This is a genomic window from Mycobacterium simulans (assembly GCF_900232995.1).
GTDB classification, from domain to species: domain Bacteria; phylum Actinomycetota; class Actinomycetes; order Mycobacteriales; family Mycobacteriaceae; genus Mycobacterium; species Mycobacterium simulans.
Genome location: NZ_OCVX01000001.1, coordinates 72,504 through 93,669 on the forward strand (window position 1 = coordinate 72,504; position 21,166 = coordinate 93,669).

The following is a 21,166-nucleotide window of genomic DNA, read 5'->3' on the forward strand; positions in this document are numbered from 1 at the left end:
CGGTCGCACTCGCTGAGACTGTGGTGTTGTTGTCACCAATCACAGTGCCCAGGGTGGCGATATTGCCCCCGATGCCGATCGCGTGGGCACCGGTGGTGCTGTTGCCGCTGCCGAACACCGTGGCCAGGGTGGCTATATTGCCGCCCGCGCCGCCGGATTCGGCCGCGACCGTGCCATTGCCGTCGCCGTAGGACGTCGCCAACGTCGCGATGTTGTCCAGGCCGAACGAGCTGGCCGACAGCCCAGTGTTGTTACCGATGCCAGTGGCAGCGGTGGCGATATTGTTCCCGCCGATCGCACTGACGACCGCCGTGTTGTTGTCACCGAACACGTTGGCCAGAGTGGCAATGTTGGCGCCCGCACCGCCCGCCGTCGCGCTGACCTGGCTGTTGCCGTCGCCGATCGCGGTGGCGATGGTCGCGATATTGGCGCCGACGCCGGGCGCGCCGGCAGCGACACCATTGTTGTCGCCGTATGCGGTTGCGATGGTGGCGATATTCTCCACGCCGAATACGTTGACATTCGCTGTGTTGCCGTTGCCGATGACGGTGCCGATGTTGGCGGTATTACCCAGGCCGGTCGAGGTGACCGAGACCGCGTTCTGGTCACCGATGGCGGTGGCCAGAGTCGCGGTGTTGCCGCCGCCGCCGCCCGCCTCGGCATGAACCTGGGTGTTGCCCTGGCCTATTGCGGTGGCGAACGTCGCGATATTTGCACCAACACCGGGCGTACTGGCTGAGACATTGTTGTCGTGACCGTACGAAGTGGCAACGGTGGCGATGTTCTCCACGCCCAGCGCGCTCGCGTTGGAAACGTTGTTGTTGCTGAACAACACGGTGGCAAGGGTGGCGGTATTGCCGGCACCCAACGCGCTGGCCTGGGCGGAGTTGTTATCGCCGAACACGGTGGCCAGCGTGGCGATATTGCCACCCGCGATGCCCGAATCGGCATCGACTTTCGTGTTGCCCTGGCCGACGGCCGTGGCGATGGTCGCGATGTTGCCGCCGACGCCCTTGGCCTCGGCCGAGACGTTGTTGTTGTCACCAAACGAGGTGGCCAACGTGGCGATGTTCTCGACGCCGATGGTTTCTGCCGTCGATGCGTTGTTGTTGCTGAACAACACCGACGACACCGTCGCGACATTGCCCGCGCCGAAGGCGCTTGCTTTGGCCGTGTTGTTGTCGCCGAACGCGGTGGCAACGGTAGCGATATTGCCGCCGGCACCGCCGGCATCGGCGCTTACCTGGCTGTTGCCGTTGCCGAAAGCTGTTGCTACTTGGGCGATATTGGCACCGACACCCACGGCGCTGGCGCCGACGCCATTGTTGTCGCCGCCCGAGGTCGCCACGGTGGCGATGTTTCCTGCGCCGATCACATTGACGTTGACGCTATTGCCGTTGCCCAGCGAGGTGGCCACGTTGGCGATATTGCCCACACCGAGTGCGCTTGCTGCGACCACGGGGCTGTTGTTGCCGAACGAGGTCGCCACGGTGGCGATGTTCTCTGCGCCGCTGGCCTGGGCCGAGACCCCGCCGTTGCCGCTGCCGCCGACCGTGGCCACGGTGGCGATGTTGTCCAGGCCGATCGAGCTGGCCTTGACCACATTGTTGTCGCCGAACAATGCGCTGGCGACGGTGCCGATATGTCCCCCGCCGAGCGCCTCGGCCGTGATGTTGTTGTTGTTGCCGACGAACGACAACGCAACGGTTCCGAGTTGCCGCCGACCCCCGTCGCAACCGCTCCGACGGCGGTGTTGTTGTTGCCGAACGCAGCGGCCACAACGCCCTCGTTGGCACCCGTACCACCCGCGCCGGCATGGACATTGCTGTTGCCGCTGCCGGCGGCGGTGGCCACGATGATGTTGTTTTCCACACCGAACGCGTCGGCACCAACCCCGTTGTTGTTGCTGCCGAAGACGGCCGACACGACGCCGGTGTTCTCCACACCGTTGACCACGGCGGAAACCCCGGTGTTGTTGTTGCCGAACGCGGCTGCCACCGTGGCGTTGTTTTGCACGCCGTTGGCCATGGCTGAGACCGTGTTGTTGTTGCCGAATGCGGCAGCGACGGTTCCGATATTGGCAACGCCGATGGAGCTGGCCGTGACGGTGTTGTTGTCACCGAAGGCGAGGGCACCGGTGCCGATGTTCACCGCGCCGGTAGCGCTGGCTGTGCTGTTACTGCCGCCCACACCGGCGATGTTGAGGATGCCGCCGGTCGCCGCGGCGCTGCTGCCGCTGCCGAATGCAAAGGCGATATCGGCCAGGTCGGCAGTGGCCGAGCTGTTCGCGCCGGAGGCGACTGCCAACCCACCAAAGGTCGTGTTGGCGTGAGCGGTACCGGACTGCACGAGTTGCAACCCGAAGATCGAGATACTGAAGTCAACCCCATCGATGCCGGGCAGCACCGCCGCCCATGGTGTCAGCTGCGCGGCCACCGCCGATGCCCCCGAGTAGTAGCCCACCATCGCGGCGACATCTGCGGCCCACATCTCTTCGTAGAGGCCCTCGGTGGCCGCGATCGCCGGGGCATTCTGACCGAACAGGTTCGAGATCACCAGCGATACCAGCGCACTACGGTTGGCCGCCACTGCCGCCGGGTGCACCGTCGCCGCCAGCGCCTCTTCGAATACGGTTGCCGCCGCCAGGGCCTGCCCCGCCGTCCCTTCGGCTTGGGCGGCTGCCGCGCTCAACCACCCCGCGTAGGGAGCAGCCGCGGCCGCCATGGCCAGCGCCGCCGGCCCCTGCCAGGACTGACCCGCTAGTCCCGAGATGACCGACCCGAATGAGGACGCCGCGGCATTCAATTCGCTGGCCACACCGTTCCACGCCGCGGCCGCCGCGAACATTGGCTCCGACCCCGGACCCGTCAGGATCCGCACCGAATTGATTTCCGGGGGCAACACCAAAAAACTCATCAGATTAGTCCGTTCCGCACTGCCACGACATCGGCGGCCGTCGGCACCGCGGTGACTACAGAAACCATCGCGCGCCTCCCGGGCGACGACACCGAGGCAACCGCCCCGGTCAAATCCAGAAATGTGTCAGCAAGAAACATATCTGGCGATGCCAGGAGAGGCAGCTTCTTTCCGTCAAACCTCTTGCCAATTCGCAAGAAATTTCCGACGGCAGCCACTCGCGGCAACTCACAGAACGACCTGGTTCGCTGCCCCCTTCGGACTGGCTTCGCGCTGTCACGCCATCGGCGCCGGACCAACTTCCATGATTGCTCGGATCGTTGCGCGGAAGTTCGCACACGGTGGCAGAGTGCCGTCTGGCATGTCAGGCTACCCTGACATCTATGAGCATCGCTGATGCCTGGGAGCAGGCAAGGCAAGCCTGGCGACGGCTTACCGCGCGTACCGGACGCCCTCGTGAAGGTGACGATGCGCTGGCGGCGTTATCCGACATCGGCGTGGTACGCCGCTCGCTGGATCAAGCGGAGCTGGAGGCCGTTCGAGCCGCCCGACGGCAGGGAAAGTCCTGGACCGAGATCGCGACCCATCTGGGCGTCACGCGGCAATCCGCGTGGGAACGCTGGCGTGATCTCGACGAGTCCCCCGACGCTGGCGAGCCGGAGCGCGCAAGTGCATCAACGGCTCTTGCGGACGCGGCCTCTGATCTGATCGAAATGCGCGCCCACAAGCAGCCCCGGAAGGCGAACGTGACAGTGCCCAATGTCGTCGGACTGGACTGGATCAAGGCGCGTGAAGTGCTCGACGACAAAGGACTAGTGGCAATCAACGCCCAACCGGACAAACCGGTGCCCACGGACCCGGGCTGGATCGTCATCGATCAGAGCCCCGAGTCCGGCGCGCGGGTACATGCCGGATCGGTAATCCGGTTGTGGCTCGTAGGCGATGGTGGCGCTGGAGTTCGTGAACCACGGCGTCCGCGACCCACGCCCCGGTCGGGGAACGAGATGCTTCCCGAACCACGCGACCAAGCCGTCGGGTAAGCGATAGCGACGACACCGATATCGCGGGCGAGCAATCAGAGAAGGATGCAGTACGCCGCTTCTTCTGGGGTGGTCTCATCCTCGCCCACTAACGGCGGAGGGCCAACTTCCAAGATCGCTCCGACCGCTCCACGGAGGTATACGTTCACGGTGTGCGCGGCAAAGCGCATGTTCCGCAAGGCAATCCGCTTCGGCAGATCAAGAACGCAGACGCGCACCAGCCCCACCGCGTCGGCATCGTGACGCTTCCACAGGCCAATCGCCAACCGCGACATGAACTCCACGAGTTCCTGGTCCAAAGCGCGTAATTGGTCGCCCAACTCAGGCGACATCGCCTGATTTAGTACCTCCTCGCGGCGCGTGGTGAACAGCACGGCGGCCGACCGCGGATACTGATCGAGGAGACGGATCGATGCCTCCGCCGCCGCAAGCACCGCATCAAAAGGGTTGTGCGCCTGGGCAACCTGACGATTGAGCAGCGCCAGAAAACGGCGCTCTGCACGGATCCACATTCGACCGATCAGCCCGCCGCGCGAGCCGTACGTCCGATAGATCGCACCGTTGGAACAGCCGGCGGCCGTTGTGAGGGCACGAATCGTCAATGCGTCTAACCCCGACCGGGCAACAAGGACCTCGACAGAGTCGAGGACCGCGTCGGGATGCTGCAGTTGAGGACTCAGCACACCATTTTCACTGCTTTCCCGCTTTGGGGCATCGCAAAAACTGGTCGTGGCGGATTGCTTGAGCACTGGCCAAGTCTTGCCCACCCGTTGTCATACTCGATTACTCAAGGATTAAATTCCCAGGTCACGGTGCCTGCGGCCAATGTTGCGGAACGCTCAGTCCGCGAAGTCGGCGAAGTCGTAAAAGCGGTGCGCGGAAACATGTTTCGTGCACCTACTGCAGGCACGCTGCGCCGACTGCTAGTTTCGGTTCGTGCAGTCGCTCTGGCCGGATACGTGATGCGCTATTAGGACGAATCCGACTGAGCCATCGCGCATCCCGGCGCAGAGTATGGAGAGGACACAATGCACACGAGCCCACTGCTGGCCGACCGAGTCGCGGTGGTGACGGGCGCCGGTGGCGGCATCGGCGCAGCGACCGCGCGGTTGTTTGCCCGACACGGCGCCCACGTCTTCATCGCCGATATCGACGCCGAGCGCTCCGCGCAGATCGCCGATGAGATCACAATGTCTGGCGGATCGGCGCAGCTGGTCGTCACCGACGTCCGCGACACTGCACAAGTTGCCATCCTGGCGCGAACGGTGCTGGATCGCTTTGGCCGGGTGGATGTGCTGGTAAACAACGTCGGGCACTGGCTGCGCCACCCCGGCAATTTCGTGGATACCGACCCGCAACTGTGGGATGAGCTTTATCGGGTGAACATGCACCACGTGTTGTTGGTAACCCACGCGTTCCTGCCGACGATGATCGACCAAAACGCTGGGTCGATCGTCAATGTCTCCTCCGTCGAAGGATTGAGTGGCTACCCCGAGGATCCGGTCTACGCCGCCTTCAAAGCCGCCGTCATCCACTTCACCCGCAGCCTTGCGGTGCAAGTCGGTCGCGACGGTGTGCGGGTCAACGCGATTAGCCCCGACGTCACCGAATCGCTGCAAGTGCCCTACTCGCAGTGGCTATCGGACCAGGAGCAGCGGCAGTGGCCACAATGGGTTCCGGTCGGACGGATGGGGCTGCCCGACGACCAGGCCCGGGTGATTCTTTTCCTGGCGTCGGACCTATCGGCATTCGTCACCGGCCACACGATCCCGACCGACGGCGGCACCAGCGCGGCGGGCGGCTGGTACCGGTCGTCACGCCCAACCGGCAGAGCATGGACGAATCGCCCTGTCGCGCCCTGACCGAAGCCTGCGCGTGGATCACCTGGGCTGGCGACGGAAGTTAGGACCTGCCCCGCGGCCTCGGCCCGGCCGGTAGAACGTGTTACAGTTTGCCAATCGCGGCCGAGGTCCGGGGGCCACCCGGGCGTTGCGCGTAAGGAGGTCCGCATTCGGCGAGAAGTCCAGCGGCCGAAGCGAACTGAGACCGCGACGATGACTAAGTCGCGGTCATTAGCGCGCGGTGGCGTCGCGCATGCGGTTGCTGTCGCTGTGGGCCGCCGCCTGGCTGGTGTGGGTCCGACTGCCAGTCGGCCGCGGCTGGATAGTTTGGTGGAAACGCGCGGCCTGCAACGCTCACCCGGTTATCAGGGTCTCGATAGGGTGCCGCGCTTTGCCCCCGGGCCCGATGCAGGACCACGGGGAGGCGGCAACTGACATGAGCCGCAGGTGCGTTGTCATCGCGGGGCTGGGCGACGTAGGCATCTTGGCCGCGATCCGGCTGTCTCCGGACTTCGACGTCGTCGGGATCTCGGTGAAACCCGCGTTGGTAAGCGGTCAAGAACTTGGCGTACGTCTGTCGCGTCCCGAGGATTGGGCCCGCGATTACTGGATTCCATTCGACAGATTTCGGCGTTTGGATCGAGTACGCACGATTCAGGCCACGCTGACGGGCGTGGACCTGGCGGCCCGAACCGTATTCGGTCGTAGCGACGATGGCGCAACGATCGCCGAAACGTATGACGCGCTGGTCATCTCAACGGGCGTCAGCAACGGCTTCTGGCGGCGGCCGATCCTGCAGTCGGCAGCCGAGATCGGCGCAGACCTACACGCTGCGCACGTGCGGGTAGCCGCCGCCAAATCGGTGATCGTCGTGGGTGGCGGCGCGGCAGCGATCACCAGCGCCGCCAACATCGCCACCACCTGGCCAGACAAACGGATCGACCTGTACTTCCCCGGAGACCGCGCACTGGGTGCCTATCACCCGCGGATTTGGAAACGCATCCACGACCGACTGACCGGCCTCGGCGTGGGTGTCCATTCGGGACATCGCGCTGTCGTCTCAAACGACTACGCGGGCAATCAAATCACCAACGAACCTGTCCGATGGACCACCGGACAACCACCGGCCTCCGCCGATGCAGTGCTGTGGGCTATCGGGCGGGTAAAACCCAACAGTGACTGGTTGCCGCCGGAACTGCTCGATGAACGCGGGTTCGTTCGGGTGACGCCCCAGCTGCGGGTGCCCGGTCATCGTGATGTCTTCGCGGTCGGGGACATTGCGGCAACCGACCCGCTTCGCAGCTCCGCGCGCAATCGTGGGGATGCAGTGGTGGCCCACAACATCCGCGCCGAGTTCGCAGGTCGACGGCTGCGCACCTTCCGGACGCCGGGACGACGGTGGGGTTCACTACTGGGGATACAGCCCGACGGACTGGAGGTCTTCCTACCCACCGGCCAGGCGTTCCGTCTACCGTCATGGTCGGTTGACTGGGTGGTGATGCCGTGGATCGTTCGATGGGGCATGTATCGGGGTGTGCGAGAAAACGATCCATTCCGATGACGCCTACGGTAGGTGAGGAGTCGCAGCGGTGGAGATGTGGGAACTTGTTGCCCGCGAACAGATCCGGAACACCCTCGCGCGGTACAACTGGTCCGGCGACGCCGGACGGCTCGATGAGCTTGCGCAGACGTTCTGCGCTGACGGCGTCCTCGAGATACGCGGCTTTGAGCCCTCACCGGTTTGACTCCCGACCAGGCGCACGTCTCGTCGTACTTCACCGTCGTCACTCCGATCGGGCTCGACCATTTCGGCCGCTACCGTGACACGTTGGCGCCCGAGGGTGACAGCTGGCTGATCCGGCATCGAAAAGTGTCGACCGACTGGGCGGCCCCCAATTCCGAGATGGCCCGGCAAACTTCCGGCTGCTGACGTATCGTCGGCATCTCGTCACGACGGTTGGGCAACGCCGGTGGCCCAATTTCCAAGACAGCCCGCACCGCACCGCGCAGATATTCGTCTACGACTGATGGTGCAAATCCTATGTCCTGCAAGGCGATCCACTTCGGAAGATCAAGGATGCAGACCGCGATCAGGTCGAGCGCCGCGGCATCGCTACGATGCCACAGGTCCAGCGCTAGCCGAGACATGATTTCCCCGAGTTCATGGGCCAGAGCGCGTAGTTGGTTGCTGGCCTCGGTTGGCATCGGCTGACTCAAAATTTCTTCGCGATGCACCCTAGACAAGACCGCCGCTGATATCGGGTGCAGCTGGGGGTAGCGGATCGAAGCCTCCGCGGCCGCAACCACCGCGTCAACTGGGTTGTCCGCTTGGGCAACAAGGCTTTTCAAAAGTTCCAGGAAGCGGCATTCCGCGCGAATCCACATTCGGCCAATAAGTCCGCCGCGCGATCCGAACGCGCGGTAAATCCCGCCGTTAGAAAACCCGGTGGCTTTTGTCAGTGTCCGGATTGTCAATGCGTCTAAGCCAGCCTTGGCAACAAGAGCCTCGACGCAGTCGATGACGTCGTCGGGATGCTGCAACCGAGGAGTTACCACAGCTCCATTGCTCCTTACTCACAACTCTGCCTCCGCCAAATCGAGCCCCTCAGCCGTAGATGGTGCCTGCCTGCTGGCGCGACGCCATTGTCAAGCTATTAAATTCCCTGCTCACAGGGCTGGGCGGCGTGTTCAACATGCCACTGCAGGCTTGATCGCGCCCGCGCGAAAACCGCCGCGCTGCTGCTCGGCACACCGACGGTGTCGAGGCAGGCTGCTCCCAGCCGATCGAAAACGACATCCAGCTGGGACGGCGTCAATGGCGACGGTTTGCCCGCATTCATCAGAGCGCGGTGCAGGAAGGCAGCATCGTTGTGGTTGCCGAGCCGGAACAACAACCGCGTGACGTAGCGTAGGGCGACCCACTGCTCGGTCACATCGCCGAACCGGTCCCAATGATCAAGGACCGCGCTCAACATCTGCGCCGCCGCTCGCGGTTCCCCGTGGACGGCACGGGTCGCCGCGGCTCCCATCAGCGCGGTGCCATACACCCAATAGTTCTGGACACCCGCGGCCAGCCGCGCGGCATCGTCGAACAAGCCCAGCGCCCGTTCGGGTTCGGACCTTCTCAGTAGATAACCGAGCGCAAAGTAGGCCAACGCCTGTGTCGTTGGGTTAGCCGTGTCGTTTGCCACCTCCACCGCCTCCTGCGCAGACGACAGGGCTGTGTCGGGATGTCCCAGCAGTGCCTGACAGATCGTGAAGAGATAGAGGGTCCAGCCCAGCCTTATGCGGTCGGATTCGCGCCGGGCGCGCTCCGCCTCGGCTTCCCAGTACGCCGATGCTCCCTGGGTGTCACCCTCGAAAAGCGCAATATCGGCCAGCACGTCTGTCGGGTACACCACGCGCGCGGTGCCGCGGAGCGGGCGCCGCTTCCGCGCCAAGGCCGCCAGAGATTTTGCATGAGAAAAGTCGGCATGATTCCACGCGACCCGGGCGGCCGCGCCCACCACAGCGGGGAACAGCGGATGATCAGGATCGGCGATGGCGATTACTTGTTCGGCCACAGCGGCCTCTTCATACCCGATGCGCCAGCCCAGGACCTCCGGCGTTGCGGCGCCCAATCGCAGCGCGACGTCGGTGTCGTGTTCATCCATTGCGTGATCCAACGCCGTGCGCAGATTGTCGTAATCGGGCAATACCCGCTCAACCCAGTCCCGTTCCTGCGGGCTTTGCATGCCGGCCCCTGCGCGCTCGGCCAGTTCGGCGAAGTAGACCGCATGCCGCATCGTGTACTGCGCTTCAATTCCGCTCTCTTGCAAGCGCTCTCGTCCGAAGGTGCGCAGAGTTTCCAACACACCATAACGTGTCCGGTCGGTGATACTGCGGACGACGACCATCGACTTGTCGACCAGACCTGACAGCAACTTGAGCGTGTCGCGCTCGGCCGCCCCGTCGGCGCCGCACACTCGGTGGGCAGCTTCAAGGTCGAAAGAGCCGGCGAAAACCGAAAGCCGCGCGAAAAACGCTTGCTCGGTTTCGGTGAGCAGTTGGTACGACCACGCGATCGTCGCGGCCAAACTCTGTTGGCGCGGATGGGCTCCGTGCACCCAACCGTCCAACAGACGCAGGTCGTCCAATCGTCGCGCCAGGTCGAGGGTGCTCATAATCCGCATCCGCGCTGCCGCCAGCTCCACGCCAAGAGGCAGGCAATCCACCCGCGAACAGATCTCGGCGACGACACCGGCTGGTTGGTCGTCCAGGGTGAAGTCCGGTCTGCTGGCCTTGGCGCGATCGGCGAACAATCGGATTGCGTCTTCGGCGGGAAGCGGTGGAACGACGACGATTTGCTCACCCTCTACGCCGAGCGGTTGCCTGCTAGTCGCCAACACCGATACGCGGGGGCAGTTTTGAACGATCCGGGCCACCAACCCCGCGGCCGCGTCTAGCACGTGTTCGCAGTTGTCGAGCAGCAATAGGACCTCGTGCGCACGAAGGTATTCGATCACCGATTCCTCGAGATCCAGGCCTTGCTGGCGCCACACCCGGCCCGCCGCCGCGACGACCGAGCCTATGGCGTTGCCGTGGTCTAGCGGACCTAGTTCGCAGATCCACACACCGGCAGCGAAACGGGTCTGTTCGCGTCGCGCGACCTCCACGGCCAGCCGCGTCTTGCCGACACCGCCGACCCCGGTGAGGGTTATCAACGGGCCCTTGTGCAGTGCGTCGGTGATCTGGCTCAACTCGTGTTCGTGGCCGATAAACCTGGTCGCGCGCCGCAACAGACCTGAATGTGCGCGCTCGGCGGTCAGTGGGTGCACCAGGACCTGATCGACCGGCGTCGCTGCGGGTACCGCCGTCTCGCCGGCGAGAATCTGCTGATGCACCTGCCGCAGCGCGGGCCCAGGGTCAATGCCAAGCTCTTCGACGAGCCGGTCCCGGATCCGGCGGTAGGTGTCCAGCGCATCGGCTTGCCGGCCGCAGCGGTACTGCGCCAGCATCAACTGCCCGGCAAGGCGTTCGTCGAGAGGCTGGGTGACCTGCGCCGCGGCCAACTCGACCAGCACAGCGTCATGTCGACCGATGCGCAGTGCGACATCGTTGCGATCCAGTTCCACCGATAGCCGCTCCGCCTGTAGAGCGGTGCGGAGGTTGTTTATCCATGGAGTGTTCAGCAACACGAAAGGCTCACCGGACCAGATCGCAAGCGCTCGGTCATACAAGTCCGCGGCCTCATGCGGATCCGCGCTGGCCCGGGCGCGGGCGACCATGGACCGGAAGCGATGCAGATCCACCGTCAACGGGTCGGCGGTAAGAACATATCCCCCGAGATCGCGCGAAATCGTCACGTCCTCGGCGTCGGCGAGCAGATGCCGCAACCGATGCACGTACACCGCCAGGGTATTTCGGACGCGATGTGGCGGCCGATCCGACCACACCCGATCGACCAACTGATCCAACAGGACGGGACGGTTCACATCGACCAGCAGCGCGACTAGTACGCAACGCTGGCGGGCAGGGCCGATATCCAGTCGCCGCCCGTCAACGAGGACTCGTGTGCCACCGAACAACCGGAACTCGACCGTCAACCGGGTACACACCCTTTCTGCCACAGTGCATACCAAACGCAGGTATCGCCTAGCATACGACGATTCCGGGTGTCTCCTGGGCCAGGTCATTACCCAGCTGTTCGCAACGACGATGAACACGTTGCATGCAACGGAATCTCGATGCGGAGCGCGATCGGAGGAACGCTCCAATAGTCGCATCCGTAATATCGTCGTCGTCTCCTTGTGTTGAATTACTGTGTGCTTTAGTCGATTCCGATACAACCGAAAGCCCTGATGTGTGAGACATCGTCCGCTCCAACAGATTTAGTTCGGCACAGCCCCGGATCTGCTCTATGACGTCTACGGCGAGACCTCATACGGCGGTCTGTTGGTGTGGCAATCCGGCCCGTCGCGAGCCCTTACGCGGACGCCCCCGCCGGTGCCGGTGGTGCGCGCCAATCCGGAGCGTTAGATTTTTCCCAGATGCGGTAAATCTGGTGATCGTGAGCGTGAGAAATTCGTTGGGTCGTCCTGGCTACCGACGTGGCTTGCCCGCTGCCCCGGTCGACGGCAATGCCGTCTCATCCGGTCGGTCGCGGTGGATGTCGCGAATCTTGACCGGTGTCGTCCTGGTTGCCCTCCTTGTCGGCGGGCTCACCTTCGTCGGGGTGCGGTCGACACAGCACCGCGACACCGTGCCGGCGCAGTCCGCTCAACCGTCTCCGCCGGCTCCCCCACGCCCAACGTCGATCGGCGTCGCAATCGCGGGATGTTACAACCGTTCGGTCCCACCGGCCGACCGTCCCATAAAGCTCAACATCGTGGGATGCGCCAGTACAGCCGTTGCACTGCAAGACATATCGTGGACCTCCTGGGGACCGCAAGGGGCCGACGGCACCGGCACCGCCGTTTTCAAGATCTGCCAGCCGACCTGCGCCAGCGGCTACCAACTCACCAACCAGGTGGTAATCCATGCTTGGAATCCGCAGCCGCCGCGGGCCAACTCGGGATGCCCGGTCGGCCTCAGAGTATTTGCTGACATGATCCTGGCGTTCCCGAAAGGGACCCCGCCAGCCACCGCGCAAGAAATGAACACCCAGTACCAGGGGATGCCAGCGGTCCACTACACCAACTACTCCGTCGCCAGCCCCCGTGACGGCCAATTCATCGGTTACACCTTCTGCGACTGAATCCGGCCATGGTTCGGCGGGGTTCCGAATTTGCGGTACGTTCCGAGCTACCCGTCCTACAGTGGATGCGTGGACGACCGACCCGGGCTTCGGCTCAACCGCAGAACATTCGTGGGGGCGTCCGCCGCCCTGGGCGGCGCCGTCGCCGCCACCACCACGGTCGCCGGATCTGACCGCACCGATCATGACCAAAGCCATACCACCGTCGTGCACGCCGAGATCAACGGTGAGCACCGCCAAATCACCGTCGACAACCGCACCTCGTTGCTTGACATGTTGCGCGAGCGAGCGGGACTACCCGGGACCAAGAAGGGCTGCGACCAGGGCGCGTGCGGGTCGTGCACCGTGCTGGTCGACGGTCGCCGGATCAACTCCTGCCTGACCCTGGCGGTAATGCACGACGGAGCGCGGATCACCACCATCGAAGGCTTGGCCGAACACGGCCGACTCCATCCACTGCAACAGGCGTTCATCGATGAGGACGCGTTCCAGTGCGGTTACTGCACGCCCGGCCAAATCATGTCCGGTATCGGGTGTATCGCTGAAGGGCACGCGGGTTCCGCAGCGGAAATACGAGAGTGGATGAGCGGCAACATTTGTCGCTGCGGTGCCTACCCAAACATCGTCAACGCAGTCGCAAGTGCGGCGCGGAACCTTTAGCACGTGTTCCCGTTCCGCTACACCAAAGCCGCCGACGAGCAGTCGGCGTTGCGGGCGGGGGCAGCCGGCGCTCGTTACATCGCCGGCGGCACCATGCTCGTCGACCTGATGCGCGAAACCGTCGAACGTCCCGATTCGCTGGTCGACATCAACGCTCTGCCCTACACGTCGATCGATGTGCAGCCCGCAAGTATCCGCGTCGGATCCTTGGTGCGAATTTCCGAACTCGGCGCGCACCCTGTCGTCGAGCAACGGGTTCCCATGATCACTCAGGCCATATTGCTCACTGCCTCCGCTCAGCTGCGCAACATGGCGTCAATCGGCGGCAACCTGTTGCAGCGCACGAGATGCCTGTATTTCCGCGACGTGTCGGCGGCATGCAACCGACGTACCCCAGGCACGGGCTGCTCGGCAATCGAGGGACGTAACCGCACGAACGCAATCCTTGGCACCAGCCAACACTGCGTCGCGGCCCACCCATCGGACCTCGCGGTTGCACTGGTGGCGCTGGACGCGATAGTGGTGACTCGGCATATCTCTGGGGAACGGCGCGTTCCGATTTCGGAACTGTTCCGACGACCAGGTGACTCACCTGAGCGAGAGCATAACCTTCGTCCGGGCGAGCTGATCGTCGCCATCGAAGTGCCGATCGGGCCCGAGACCCGTCGGTCCGGCTTCTTCAAGGTGCGAGACCGTGAGTCCTATCAGTTCGCACTGGCCTCAGCGGCTGTCGCCCTCGACATCGCTGCCGGTGTCATACGCGGTGCAAGGGTCGCCGTCGGCGGGGTCGCCACTGTGCCGTGGCGCTTGCCAGCCGTCGAAACGGCACTTCGGGGCCTGCCGGCCACTGCCGACGTGTTCCGCCGTGTCGCCGCGCTTGCCGCTGACGGGGCAACGCCGTTGCGCGAGAACGGTTTCAAGGTCGAACTGGTTAAGCGGGTGGTTGAGCGACAATTGGCGACCGTGGCGGCCCTACCATGATGAAGCCGTGACGCACGCATTTGCCGCCGCGCGAGTTGTCTCCGGCCAGCCGATTAGCCGGGTGGATGGTCCGCGGAAGGTGACCGGTGAAGCCGCCTACACGGCCGACAACGAGATTCCGGGGTTGGTGTACGGTGCGCTGGTCTGTAGCACGGTCGCCTGCGGCGGCATCGAACACATCGACATCGGTGCTGCACTGCGGCAGCGTGACGTGCTTCGGGTGCTGACCGACTTCGCCGAGGTCAAACTGTCCTTCGACGCACGCAAGGTTTCCTTCTTCGGACAGCCGCTGGCCATGGTGGTGGCGACAACTCCCGAGGCAGCAGCCCACGGAGCCGCGCTGGTCCAGGTTCGCTACTCGAAACAGCCGTCGTTGACGGATATCGCTGCTCCGCAAGCTATTTCGCAACCCGGCCGTTTCAACCGCGAGTACGTCCGAGGCAACCCGGAGCAAGCACTGGGTAGCGCTTCGGTGGTCACAGATCTCTACTTCAGCATCGCGCGCAACAATCACAATCCCATGGAAATGCCGGCAACCATCGCCAAGTGGGAAGGCGACCGGCTGACAGTCTGGGACAAAGTCCAGAGCATCAGCTCAGTGCGACAGTCGTATGCCGAGGCGATGAGTGTGCCGGAAGAAAACATACGGCTGATCTCGCCATTCGTCGGCGGCGCATTCGGCAGTGCCAGCCAGACCTGGCCGCATCAATTGCTGACCGCATTCACCGCTCGCCAGGTGCGACGACCCGTCAAGCTGGTGCTGACCCGTAAGCAGATGTACAGCGGAATCGGATACCGACCTACCAGCCGCCAGCGCATGGTGATTGGGGCGGACCCATCCGGGCGCATCGACGCCATGATTCACGATGGTCGCACGGAAACAGCCAGATACAGACTCTATGAGGACTCACTCGTCCGCAATGCGCGGTTCCTCTATCGCGTCCCGAATATGCGATCGACGTATCGCGTTGTGCCACTGGATGTCAACCTGCCGACCTTTATGAGGGGGCCTGGGGCGGTCAGCGGTGCGGTTGCGCTGGAGTGCGGCATGGACGATCTCGCACACCAGCTGGGTATTGACCCAATCGAATTGCGGTTGCGCAACGAACCCGATATAGACCAGACCAATGGGATGCAGTTTTCCACAAGGCGGCTCACCGAGTGCCTTAGGCAGGGTGCAGCGACGTTCGAGTGGCAACGGCGGAACCCACTGCCAGGCGCCACCCGCGACGGGGATCAACTACTCGGGATCGGTATGGCCGTTGCCACCTATCACACGTATCGCAGTGTATGTAGCGCTGTCGCAAGGGTTTTGGCCGATGGCACCGCCGAGGTGCAAAGCGGAACCAGCGACATGGGGCCTGGTACATATACGTCGATGACGCAGGTCGCCGCCGATGCACTGGGCATGCCGTTGAGCCGGGTGCGATTCGAACTGGGCGATTCCCGGTTCCCGGAGGCACCGCCGCATTCGGCGTCTCGAACCATGGCGAGCGTGGGTTCTGCGGTGTCCGCCGCTGGGAATATGCTGCGCGACAAGTTCATTCGCACTGCAGTGACCGACCCAGGATCACCACTAAACGGTCTGCGACCCGAAGACGTGGCGGTCACCGATGGCCGCATGTTGTCCACAATCTCGAGGGCCGGACCAGAGCGCGCAGAGTCGTACCGGGATCTCCTGCGTCGACGCGGCTGGCCCTGGCTGGAGTCTGAACAGACATGGGTACCCGACGATGCCGAGAACCGATACTCGACATACGCCTACGGAGCCGTATTCGCAGAAGTGGCCGTCGACGCGCTACTCGCGACGGTGCGGGTCCGCCGCATCTATGCGTGCTACGACGCGGGCCGGGTGATCAATCCGAAGCTCGCGCATAGTCAGGCGATCGGCGGCATGGTCGGCGGGATTGGGATGGCTCTGTTGGAAGCGACCCAACTGGATCATCGCGACGGTCGGATAGTCAACGCAAACATGTCCGATTACCTGGTTCCGGTCAACGCCGATGCGCCAGCGCTGGATGCAACATTCTTGCCTGCAGAAGATATGGTCGCCAATCCCCTCGGTGTCAAGGGACTCGGCGAGTTGGTGATCGTCGGGGTTCCGGCGGCGATCGCCAACGCGGTGTTCAATGCCACCGGAAGGCGAGTGACTGATCTGCCCATTACCGTGGAGAAGTTGCTGTGAAAATGGTGGCCGGTGGGTGTGCATGCTGCCGTGCTACTGGGTAGAACCCTGGCTATTGTGTCCGTAGCAGCTAGTCGATGCCGTGCATAATCTTTCTGGAAACTCCAGACATCGTCGATAGCGAAACCGCGCTACAAGCGGAAGCTTACCTAGTGGAAGGTTACCGAGCCCAATGAGCGTAAACCCGTTCGATGACGACAACGGCACTTTCTTCGTCCTGGTCAACGACGAGGAACAGCACAGCCTATGGCCAACTTTTGCCGAGGTTCCCGAGGGCTGGCGGGTGGTTTACGGCGAGGCCCAGCGCCAAGCGTGCCTGGACTATATCGACGAAAATTGGACCGACATTCGGCCGAAGAGCTTGCGCGAGAAGCTGGCCCAGCGTCGGGCCGTTGAGGCGTAAGCCACCACAAGGCTGACCTACGGCCGCACCCGCTGCGCACGGCTCTCGCCGACCAAGCATGCGGTGCGGGTTGAATTCTCTGGGCGCGACCACCAGTTTGTCGGCGACGTGACCGCGACCCTACAGGCGCAGGCGTCCCGCAATGCCCACACATAGTTGTCATTCACGTCGGTCCAGGCGCCATCACGTGCACGTCGGAATCGACAAGCAAGTGTCTGCACGGCTGGTGTGGTGGTGATTATCGGGATCGGTTGGGCGCATCAAAATCAACTTCAACGGTCGTTCGGAATCGGCCTACTCATACGTTAGACGCACCCATGGCACGCGGCGAGCATTCCGGGGAGTCAATGTGCACTCTGCGCGCTTCAGGCCTTCCAGTCGAGGCTATTTGCCCGTGGAAGGTATTGCCTGAGTGAATTAAATTCCTCTCACTAACCTCCACCGCGGACCGCGAGAGCGGTTCCGATCTTGCCGGCCGATTGTTTGTGCCGACGAGGTCGGATGGTCGAGACCATTTCCAGCTTGAGGAGAACGCCATGATCGGGGACGCCGCCAATCCTCAATTCACCAGCGTCTTCAATGTCGCGCGCCCTAGCGTTGGCAGTCGTAGGCCCCAGTGTCGTAACCCACTCCGCAAACGACCTGTCAGGAAACGCCTTCTAGTTGAGGAGGAGCTCCGTGAGCTTAGCCGTGATCTCCGCATGCTTATCGCAACCAATGGAACTCTCACTGGGATTCTCGGCGTCGTCACCGATGACGACATCGATGTCGAGATTATTGAGCAGGACAGTCATTCCACTGCGCCGAAGACCGCCGATTGTGAGCAATTGCCGACCGGCCGAACCGTGCAACGCAGATTCTTACTCAAGGGCCGGCGTTCGGGCCACCCGTTCGTCGCTGTCGAGGCATTGATAGCAGTCGATCTTTTGCCACCGGCACTAGCGACAAGCTTGACAACAACGAATCGCCCTCTTTGCGAGCTAATGATACGCAGCGGGATTGAAACTTATAGAGAGACAGCGAAGGTTTGGATGGCTGAATTGCCCGTGTGGGCGATATCGGGTGAAGATCAGGATTCACTTCCGGCGGTCGCGCGTCGATACCGCACATTTATCGGACGTCAGCCAACCCTGACCATCACAGAGTACTTCCCGCAAAATGCATTCTCGGACTAAACGTCAGAGAATGTTCGGCTGGACGGTCACAGAATGACTGGACCGTGCGGGATGAACGAACAGCCAACAGTCTCTTCGAAAGCTACGGCGCGACACATCGTGGTCACACAAGCAAGCTTGATGGGGTCATCAAATAATGCGGAATGGCAATAGCGCGAGAACACTCGCCAAGAGAGCCGCAAAAGAAGGCTGGTGCGACGCGCCTGCGTACCACACGCCGGACATCGTCACTCATGGCCAAATCCATGACGGTGCTTTACGGCTTGGCGAGGTGCTGAGAAGCCACGGCCTTCGCCGGGGTGATCGTGTCCTGTTGTGCCTGCCGGATTCGCTGGACCTCGTGCAATTATTGTTGGCCTGCCTAGCACGGGGATTTTTGGCATTTGTCGCGAATCCGGAGCTTCATCCTGATGACCACGGATTTCAGGAGCGTGACACCGAGCCGGCGCTTGTCGTCACGACTGCCGCTCTGCACGACCGGTTTTCGCGATCGCTCGTTGTGACCGCAGCAGAGCTGCGATCCGATGCGACGGGAGCCGAGCCGGCCGACTACGAGCCGATGCGTGGTGACGCGCTTGCATACGCCACGTATTCTTCGGGCACCACCGGCTCGCCCAAAGCTGCACTGCATCGCCATGCCGACGTGTCGACGTTTGTCGAGGCAGTGGGTCGACGTGCGTTGCGGCTCACTCCCGACGATGTTGGGCTAAGCAGCGCACGCATGTATTTTGCGTATGGCCTGGGTAATTCGGTCTGGTTTCCGCTTGCGACAGGTAGCTCAGCAGTCATCAGCCGGTCACCGGTAACTCCCGAATCGGCGGCTAAGCTCAGTCAGAGATTTGCGCCGTCGGTGCTTTACGGTGTACCAACTCTATTTTCACGAATTCTCGATACTTGTTCGCCCGATTCGTTCCGTTCGCTTCGCTGCGTAGTGTCAGCAGGAGAGGCCCTCGAACTCGGTCTCGCCACGCGACTCAAAGACTTTTTCGGCGGCATTCCCATCCTGGATGGGCTCGGCTCGACCGAGGTGGGGCAAACATTTGTCTCGAATAGGGTCGATGAATGGCGCCTTGGTACGTTAGGAAAGGTCCTCCCGCCTTACGCGATACGCGTGGTAGCGCCGGATGGCACGACCGCCGAACCCGGAGCGGTCGGTGAGCTATGGGTCCGAGGACCATCGATCTCGCCGAGGTACTGGAACCGCGACGAACCGCTTTTGCTACAAGAGGAGAATTGGCTCGACACCCGGGATATGGTGCGCGTTGACGGCGAAGGATGGGTCACCTATCACGGGCGCGCGGATGAAGTCGAAATCATCGGCGGCGTCAACGTTAATCCGGAGGAGATCGAGCGGATCATTCTCGAAGAGGACGCGGTCGGTGAGACCTTGGTTGTCGGACTGAAGGAGGCGACGGGCGCGTCCGTCTTGCAGGCGTTTCTCGTCCCGCAGCGGGACGCAATCCTTGATCAAGCGGTAATTCAGCAGATTTACCAGCGATTGCGTGGGCGGTTGTCGTCGTCTAAAGTGCCGCACCGCTTTGCCATTCTTGAGCAGCTTCCGCGAACTGGTACCGGAAAATTGATGCGTAGTGTGCTACGAGCGGAGAGTCCGACGACGCCTATTTGGCAATTGTCATCCACGACACCCAGATCAGGCCCAACGGTGGATGTAACTGGCACGTCGGCTTCGACAAATCAAACGGTTGCAGAGAATGTTGCAGGGAATGTTCCAAAAATGTCGCTCGTTGAGCGCCTGGCGGCTTTGCAGCAAGAACGTTATCGGTTGGTGGTGGACGCGGTTAGTACAGCGACCGCGGAAATGCTGGGCCAGGCCGATCCGCAGTCGATAAACCACGCTAGCGCGTTCTCGGATATGGGCTTCAACTCCCAAATGACGGTCGAACTGCGCAATCGATTAGCAACGGTAACCGGCCTGAATCTGCCTGACACGGTCGGATGGGACCACGGATCCATAGCAGGGTTAGCCAAATATTTGGAGGGAGAACTATCTGGAGGGGATAAACCGGTGACGGCGCCCTCGCCAGCACAGGTGGATGAGCCCGTCGCGGTCATCGGCATGGCGTGCCGGTTTCCTGGGGGGATTGATTCAGCGCAAGCGTTGTGGGAGGTGGTCAGTAGCGGTACCGATGTGATGGGGGCTTTCCCGGCGGATCGGGGCTGGGATTTGGCGGAGTTGTTTGATCTCGATCCTGACGCGGGGGGCAAGACCTACACCCGTTACGGCGCCTTCCTGGCTAGCGCCGCCGATTTCGACGCGGAGTTCTTCGGCATCTCGGCCCGCGAGGCGTTGTCCACCGATCCGCAGCAGCGGTTGTTCCTGGAAGTGTGTTGGGAGGCTTTGGAAACCGCGGGTATCGATCCGGCCGGGTTGGTCGGCACGGATACCGGGGTGTTTGCCGGGACCTGGGCACAGCCCTACGGGGATACAGGTTCTGACGGGGCCGAGGGCTACGGCTTGACCGGCAGCGCCACCAGCGTGGCCTCCGGGCGGGTGGCTTATCTGCTGGGTTTGCAGGGGCCGGCGATCACGGTCGACACGGCCTGCTCGTCATCGCTGGTGGCTGCGCACTTGGCGTGTCAGTCACTGCGCAATGGTGAATCGAGCCTCGCGCTGGCCGGCGGGGTGACCATCATGACCACACCGGCGTCGTTCACCGAGTTCGCCCGCCAGCGCGGCTTGGCCAGCGATGGGCGTTGTAAAGCGTTCGCTGCCGCCGCCGATGGCACCGGATGGGGCGAAGGAGCCGGCGCGGTCGTGCTCGAGCGTCTCAGCGATGCCCGCCGCAACAACCATCCGGTGCTGGCCGTCATCGCCGGATCGGCGATCAACCAAGACGGCGCCTCCAACGGGTTGACCGCCCCCAATGGGCTAGCACAGCAGCGCGTCATCCGACAAGCCGCCGCCAACGCCGGGCTCGGGTTAAACCAGGTCGATGTCGTGGAGGCGCACGGCACCGGTACCACCCTGGGGGATCCGATCGAAGCCGGCGCGTTGATCGCCACCTACGGCGCCCACCGCGGCCCCGAGCAACCGCTGTGGCTGGGGTCGATCAAATCCAACCTGGGACACACCCAAGCCGCTGCCGGGGCGGCGGGCCTGATCAAAATGATCGCCGCCCTCAACCACGATGTGTTGCCGCCCACCCTGCACGTGGATCGTCCCAGCCCACACGTCGACTGGTCGGCGGGCACCGTACGCCTGCTCACC

General features: G+C 63.0%; 14 protein-coding genes and 1 pseudogene. 11 read left to right on the forward strand and 4 right to left on the reverse strand.

Annotated elements, in window-relative coordinates; translation table 11 throughout:
* Positions 1-1,371 precede the first annotated feature (1,371 nt).
* Entirely contained in the window at positions 1,372-2,916 is a 1,545-nt protein-coding gene (locus MSIMFI_RS27605) for a PPE family protein (protein WP_224770016.1), read from the reverse strand.
* Between the two features lie 383 nt (positions 2,917-3,299).
* On the opposite strand from MSIMFI_RS27605, the gene MSIMFI_RS00340 reads away from it, so the two are divergent.
* Positions 3,300-3,956, forward strand: a complete 657-nt coding sequence (locus MSIMFI_RS00340; RefSeq protein WP_191495699.1) for a PASTA domain-containing protein — start codon at positions 3,300-3,302, stop codon at positions 3,954-3,956.
* A 35-nt stretch (positions 3,957-3,991) separates the two neighbouring features.
* Here MSIMFI_RS00340 and MSIMFI_RS00345 read toward each other — a convergent pair whose 3' ends face one another.
* The gene (locus MSIMFI_RS00345) at positions 3,992-4,705 is read right to left on the reverse strand and encodes a TetR/AcrR family transcriptional regulator (protein WP_224770017.1); all 714 of its coding nucleotides are present in this window, start codon (positions 4,703-4,705) and stop codon (positions 3,992-3,994) included.
* A gap of 279 nt (positions 4,706-4,984) precedes the next feature.
* On the opposite strand from MSIMFI_RS00345, the gene MSIMFI_RS00350 reads away from it, so the two are divergent.
* From MSIMFI_RS00350 to MSIMFI_RS00360, 3 genes and pseudogenes are all read left to right on the forward strand, one after another.
* Positions 4,985-5,818, forward strand: coding sequence for an SDR family NAD(P)-dependent oxidoreductase (locus MSIMFI_RS00350; RefSeq protein WP_191495700.1), 834 nt, complete (start codon positions 4,985-4,987; stop codon positions 5,816-5,818).
* 415 nt (positions 5,819-6,233) lie between these two features.
* Positions 6,234-7,358 carry an FAD-dependent oxidoreductase gene (locus MSIMFI_RS00355; protein WP_191495701.1) on the forward strand — a complete coding sequence of 375 codons (1,125 nt, stop codon included), beginning with the start codon at positions 6,234-6,236 and terminating at the stop codon, positions 7,356-7,358.
* Positions 7,359-7,386: 28 nt separating this feature from the next.
* Positions 7,387-7,727: pseudogene (locus tag MSIMFI_RS00360) on the forward strand (nuclear transport factor 2 family protein).
* Here the strand turns inward: MSIMFI_RS00360 and MSIMFI_RS00365 are convergent.
* Positions 7,613-8,353 carry a TetR/AcrR family transcriptional regulator gene (locus tag MSIMFI_RS00365; RefSeq protein ID WP_191495702.1) on the reverse strand — a complete coding sequence of 247 codons (741 nt, stop codon included), beginning with the start codon at positions 8,351-8,353 and terminating at the stop codon, positions 7,613-7,615. The pseudogene MSIMFI_RS00360 and the gene MSIMFI_RS00365 overlap by 115 nt on opposite strands.
* Before the next feature lie 98 nt (positions 8,354-8,451).
* A complete protein-coding gene (locus tag MSIMFI_RS00370) occupies positions 8,452-11,406 on the reverse strand; it encodes an AfsR/SARP family transcriptional regulator (RefSeq protein WP_224770018.1) in 2,955 nt (984 codons plus the stop codon).
* Between the two features lie 539 nt (positions 11,407-11,945).
* Here MSIMFI_RS00370 and MSIMFI_RS00375 point away from each other — a divergent pair.
* The 7 genes from MSIMFI_RS00375 to MSIMFI_RS00405 form a co-directional block, all read left to right on the forward strand.
* Positions 11,946-12,533 carry a hypothetical protein gene (locus tag MSIMFI_RS00375; RefSeq protein WP_191495718.1) on the forward strand — a complete coding sequence of 196 codons (588 nt, stop codon included), beginning with the start codon at positions 11,946-11,948 and terminating at the stop codon, positions 12,531-12,533.
* Between the two features lie 69 nt (positions 12,534-12,602).
* Positions 12,603-13,193 (forward strand): (2Fe-2S)-binding protein, encoded by a 591-nt coding sequence (locus tag MSIMFI_RS00380; RefSeq protein WP_191495703.1) that lies wholly within the window; start codon positions 12,603-12,605, stop codon positions 13,191-13,193.
* 3 nt (positions 13,194-13,196) lie between these two features.
* Complete coding sequence (locus MSIMFI_RS00385) at positions 13,197-14,174, forward strand: FAD binding domain-containing protein (RefSeq protein ID WP_191495704.1); 978 nt, start codon at positions 13,197-13,199, stop codon at positions 14,172-14,174.
* Between the two features lie 7 nt (positions 14,175-14,181).
* Positions 14,182-16,359 (forward strand): xanthine dehydrogenase family protein molybdopterin-binding subunit, encoded by a 2,178-nt coding sequence (locus MSIMFI_RS00390; protein ID WP_191495705.1) that lies wholly within the window; start codon positions 14,182-14,184, stop codon positions 16,357-16,359.
* Positions 16,360-16,531: 172 nt separating this feature from the next.
* Complete coding sequence (locus MSIMFI_RS00395; RefSeq protein ID WP_191495706.1) at positions 16,532-16,762, forward strand: MbtH family protein; 231 nt, start codon at positions 16,532-16,534, stop codon at positions 16,760-16,762.
* Positions 16,763-17,463: 701 nt separating this feature from the next.
* Positions 17,464-17,937 carry a chorismate--pyruvate lyase family protein gene (locus tag MSIMFI_RS00400; RefSeq protein ID WP_224770019.1) on the forward strand — a complete coding sequence of 158 codons (474 nt, stop codon included), beginning with the start codon at positions 17,464-17,466 and terminating at the stop codon, positions 17,935-17,937.
* 136 nt (positions 17,938-18,073) lie between these two features.
* The coding region (locus tag MSIMFI_RS00405; protein WP_191495708.1) for a beta-ketoacyl synthase N-terminal-like domain-containing protein at positions 18,074-21,166 on the forward strand (3,093 nt) is incomplete at its 3' end.

Excerpts from the sequence above, each read along its gene's own strand:
- MSIMFI_RS00340 (WP_191495699.1), top strand. The coding sequence starts at position 3,300 with ATGAGCATCGCTGATGCCTGGGAGCAGGCAAGGCAAGCCTGGCGACGG.
- MSIMFI_RS00350 (WP_191495700.1), top strand. The coding sequence starts at position 4,985 with ATGCACACGAGCCCACTGCTGGCCGACCGAGTCGCGGTGGTGACGGGC.
- MSIMFI_RS00400 (WP_224770019.1), top strand. The coding sequence starts at position 17,464 with ATGCTTATCGCAACCAATGGAACTCTCACTGGGATTCTCGGCGTCGTC.
- MSIMFI_RS00375 (WP_191495718.1), top strand. The coding sequence starts at position 11,946 with ATGTCGCGAATCTTGACCGGTGTCGTCCTGGTTGCCCTCCTTGTCGGC.
- MSIMFI_RS27605 (WP_224770016.1), bottom strand. The coding sequence starts at position 2,916 with ATGAGTTTTTTGGTGTTGCCCCCGGAAATCAATTCGGTGCGGATCCTG.
- MSIMFI_RS00395 (WP_191495706.1), top strand. The coding sequence starts at position 16,532 with ATGAGCGTAAACCCGTTCGATGACGACAACGGCACTTTCTTCGTCCTG.
- MSIMFI_RS00355 (WP_191495701.1), top strand. The coding sequence starts at position 6,234 with ATGAGCCGCAGGTGCGTTGTCATCGCGGGGCTGGGCGACGTAGGCATC.